Source organism: Mesorhizobium tianshanense, from assembly GCF_007830515.1.
GTDB classification, from domain to species: domain Bacteria; phylum Pseudomonadota; class Alphaproteobacteria; order Rhizobiales; family Rhizobiaceae; genus Mesorhizobium; species Mesorhizobium tianshanense.
The window spans coordinates 1-3,125 of the sequence record NZ_VLKT01000134.1 but is presented as its reverse complement, the minus strand read 5'-3'; the positions used below and the strand labels follow the sequence as shown (position 1 = coordinate 3,125).

Annotated in this window: 1 protein-coding gene and 4 pseudogenes; 4 read left to right on the top strand and 1 reads right to left on the bottom strand. The window is 59.7% G+C overall.

The window, feature by feature from the left end:
* The 4 genes and pseudogenes from IQ26_RS38780 to IQ26_RS40975 all read left to right on the top strand — a co-directional run.
* A partial coding sequence (locus IQ26_RS38780; protein WP_240547483.1) for a group II intron maturase-specific domain-containing protein occupies window positions 1–758 on the top strand: 758 nt, incomplete at its 5' end.
* Between the two features lie 80 nt (window positions 759–838).
* Window positions 839–1,312: pseudogene (locus IQ26_RS38775) on the top strand (IS630 family transposase); the annotation flags it as partial.
* A gap of 298 nt (window positions 1,313–1,610) precedes the next feature.
* A pseudogene (locus IQ26_RS41805) lies at window positions 1,611–1,709 on the top strand (IS630 family transposase); the annotation flags it as partial.
* 382 nt (window positions 1,710–2,091) lie between these two features.
* Window positions 2,092–2,285 (top strand): annotated as a pseudogene (locus IQ26_RS40975) (hypothetical protein); the annotation flags it as partial.
* On the opposite strand, the pseudogene IQ26_RS38765 reads toward IQ26_RS40975, so the two are convergent.
* A pseudogene (locus tag IQ26_RS38765) lies at window positions 2,233–3,043 on the bottom strand (IS110 family RNA-guided transposase); the annotation flags it as partial. The pseudogenes IQ26_RS40975 and IQ26_RS38765 overlap by 53 nt on opposite strands.
* Between the last annotated feature and the right edge of the window lie 82 nt (window positions 3,044–3,125).

Genomic DNA, 3,125 nt, shown 5'->3' with positions numbered 1-3,125 from the left:
TACCTTTTAAGACGATAATCAAGCACAGAACGAGAACGATCGAGCGAAATCGACCGGTCAAACTCAAAGTTACCTTTTGCGTTCAGGGAGTGGTCAGCCCGATCTTGTCGAATCTCTTCATGCACTATGCGTTTGATCTGTGGATGACGCGGACGCATCCTGACCTTCCATGGTGTCGATATGCGGACGATGGCCTTGTGCATTGCCGGAATGAGCAGCAGGCAGAAGCCCTCAAGGCGGAGCTTGGTGCTCGACTGGAAGCATGCGGGCTCCAAATGCATCCGACAAAGACCAAGATCGTCTATTGCAAAGACCAAAGGCGCAGAGGGGAATACCCGAATGTCGTGTTCGACTTCCTCGGGTATCAGTTCCGACCGCGACGCGTGGCGAACACACAGCGAGATCAGTTCTTCTGTGGCTACACGCCTGCGGCCAGCCCAACGGCGCTGAAGTCGATGCGAGCCACGATCAAAAGCTTGAACATCCCGCGGCAGACGCCGGGGACGCTGGCTGAAATCGCCCAACAGCTCAATCCACTCCTCCGGGGATGGATAGCCTATTACGGTCGTTACAGCCGTTCGGCCCTGTCCACTCTGGCTGATTACGTCAACCGGAAGCTCAGGGCGTGGATCATGCGTAAGTTCAAGCGCTTTCAGTCCCATAAGACGCGTGCCAGCCTCTTCGTGAGAAAGCTGGCGCGGGAAAATCCAGGACTGTTTGTGCACTGGAAGGCGTTCGGAACGAATACGTTTGCCTGATGGGAGCGGTGTGAATCGAGAGGTTCACGCACCGTTCTGCGAGAGGCCGGCAGGTGAAATCCCTCCGGCCTACTCACCCGTGGATCAAGACCAACATGGCCCCGCTTCGCGGCTGGGGGCCAAGGGGACAGCGCCTGCGCGGCTTCGCCCCGCATGGCCATTGGCGAACCCTGACCTTCCTGGGCGCGTTGCGCTGCGACGAACTCACCGCCCCATGCGTCTTCGACGGCCCGATCAACGGCGAATGCTTCCGCGCCTATGTCCGTCAGCACGGCGACATCGTGATCATGGACAATTTGGGCAGCCATAAATCCGCAGCCATCCGTCAAGCCATCAGGGCTGCTGGCGCAAGGCTCTGGTTCCTGCCGCCATACTCGCCCGATCTCAATCCGATCGAGCAGGCCTTCGCCAAGATCAAGCATTGGATGCGCCACGCCCAGAAGCGAACCATCGAAGACACCTGGCGCCATCTCGGCACCCTCGTCGGCACCATCAAACCAGACGAATGCGCCAACTACTTCAACAACGCAGGATATGCTTCCGTCAAAACATGAAGGACTCTAGCCGGGAGACAGCGCTCGGCTTGTGAAAGCTGCGGCGTTCGAGGCCTCAGCACTGTCAGCTGGACTCAAGGCACCCCCCTGGGAGCCAAGCGCTGCGTGTCAGAATCCGGCGCGTGGCCCGTTGATGAGGCGCGTTTAGGCCAGATATAACCTGCTTGTCGGTGAAAGCAGGCTCGTAGTTGGGGCAGTCCTCTCATTTCGTTTGGTTCCACTGGGATCGAATGACAGGCGCCCGGCGGACTTGTCCCAGGATGATGAGACGATCCTGGTTTCGACGACACTTAAGTTCATAACGACGCGCCGTCGCGCCTGGTTCGACGGCCAGCTCGATCTCGATCCGGCGAAGCTCGTCTTCATTGATGAGAGTGTGCTGCAGAGGCACGGAAGGAGTTCACTATGAACTGACACTGTACCGCGCCTTGAGCGCATGGCTTCGCGGCCACGGGTGGACGTTCAAAAAAGTCCGCACACGCACTGGAGCAGGACCGCCCCGACATCCTGAAGCGTGAAGCTGCGTGAATGATGGAGGATGGCCCTCCGGGATCGGCTTTCAGGAGCGGGTCTCAAACCAGTCCGAGCTGCTGCGGTAAAGAGCCGTGGTGGTGAGCGTCGGATGAAACGTTCGGACGAGATCCGAGCAGGTGCATGTCCGAAAGACGAACGAAAGTGAACCCTCCGAAGACGCGCTGCGGCTGATCCGCACCGACCGCTCGCCCCCCAGCCGCTCCACCATCTCGTTCAGCGTGATGTCCTTGCGCGAAGCAGCGTAGGTCATGTTGAGCCGGGTGAAGAAATGGTCCTGGCTGAAAGCCTGGGCGATGAACGCGGACGGCAGAAGGCCATCGTCGCGCTCGCACGCCGGCTGGCTGTGATCATGCATCGCATGCATGATGCGGGCCCTGCTTACGGCCGTCACCGCACAGGGAAACGCGGCCGACGCGATGGCTTTCGCCCGATTGGTTGAGCACCGGGGATGTTCCGGCGCGCTTCAGGAATTCAAGGGCCGTCGGTCCGGCACTGGGATTGACCCATCAATGGTGCTGGTGAAAGCAAGCGAGGTAACAGGACCGACGCCGGGGATCGTCATCAAACGTCGGCAGGTCTCGTCGTCACGGACGATAGATAGCAGCTTGCGGTGGAGTTCCATGCATGTCTCACGCAGCTTTTGCCGTGCCGCCAGCAAAGGCTCCATGATCTCGCCGAGGTCCGGCATGCCGTCGACGAGATCATGGATGCGATCTTCGAACCCGACCGTTCCAACGATGCCGACCTTGAGCCCGAAGTTGCGCAACAGGCCACGGATATCGTTCTCGATGGCGATCGCCTTTTCCTGCAGCAGCTTGCGGGCGGTCAGCAAGGCGCGGCGCTTCTGGCTCGTCAGCGTCTTGACATGCACGGGCCGGAACAGATTGACCCGCATCATCTGCGCGATGCCGCGTGCGTCGTTGCGGTCGGTCTTGTTCACTTGCGCCTTGAGAAAGGCCTCGTATGTCGGGTTTCTATGCAGATCGCCGGCAAGCCCGCCTCTGCCAATCCGCTGAACAGCCATTGCGACAACGGTCCGGCTTCGAGCCCGATCCGACCGAGTTGCCACGCGGGATTCTTCAAGGCCTGGACGAGGTCTTCCGGGTGGCTGAGGACTTTGATCTCGCGGCAGATCGCGCCCGTTTCGTCCACGATACACACCGATGTCTCTTTCACCGAGACGTCTAGTGGATTGATTCCAACGTTTGGAACCCTCGGTTTCGGGCGGCGATGATGTCGTCGGGATCGGCTCTCCAGACGAATGGCTTGGGGCTGTCGG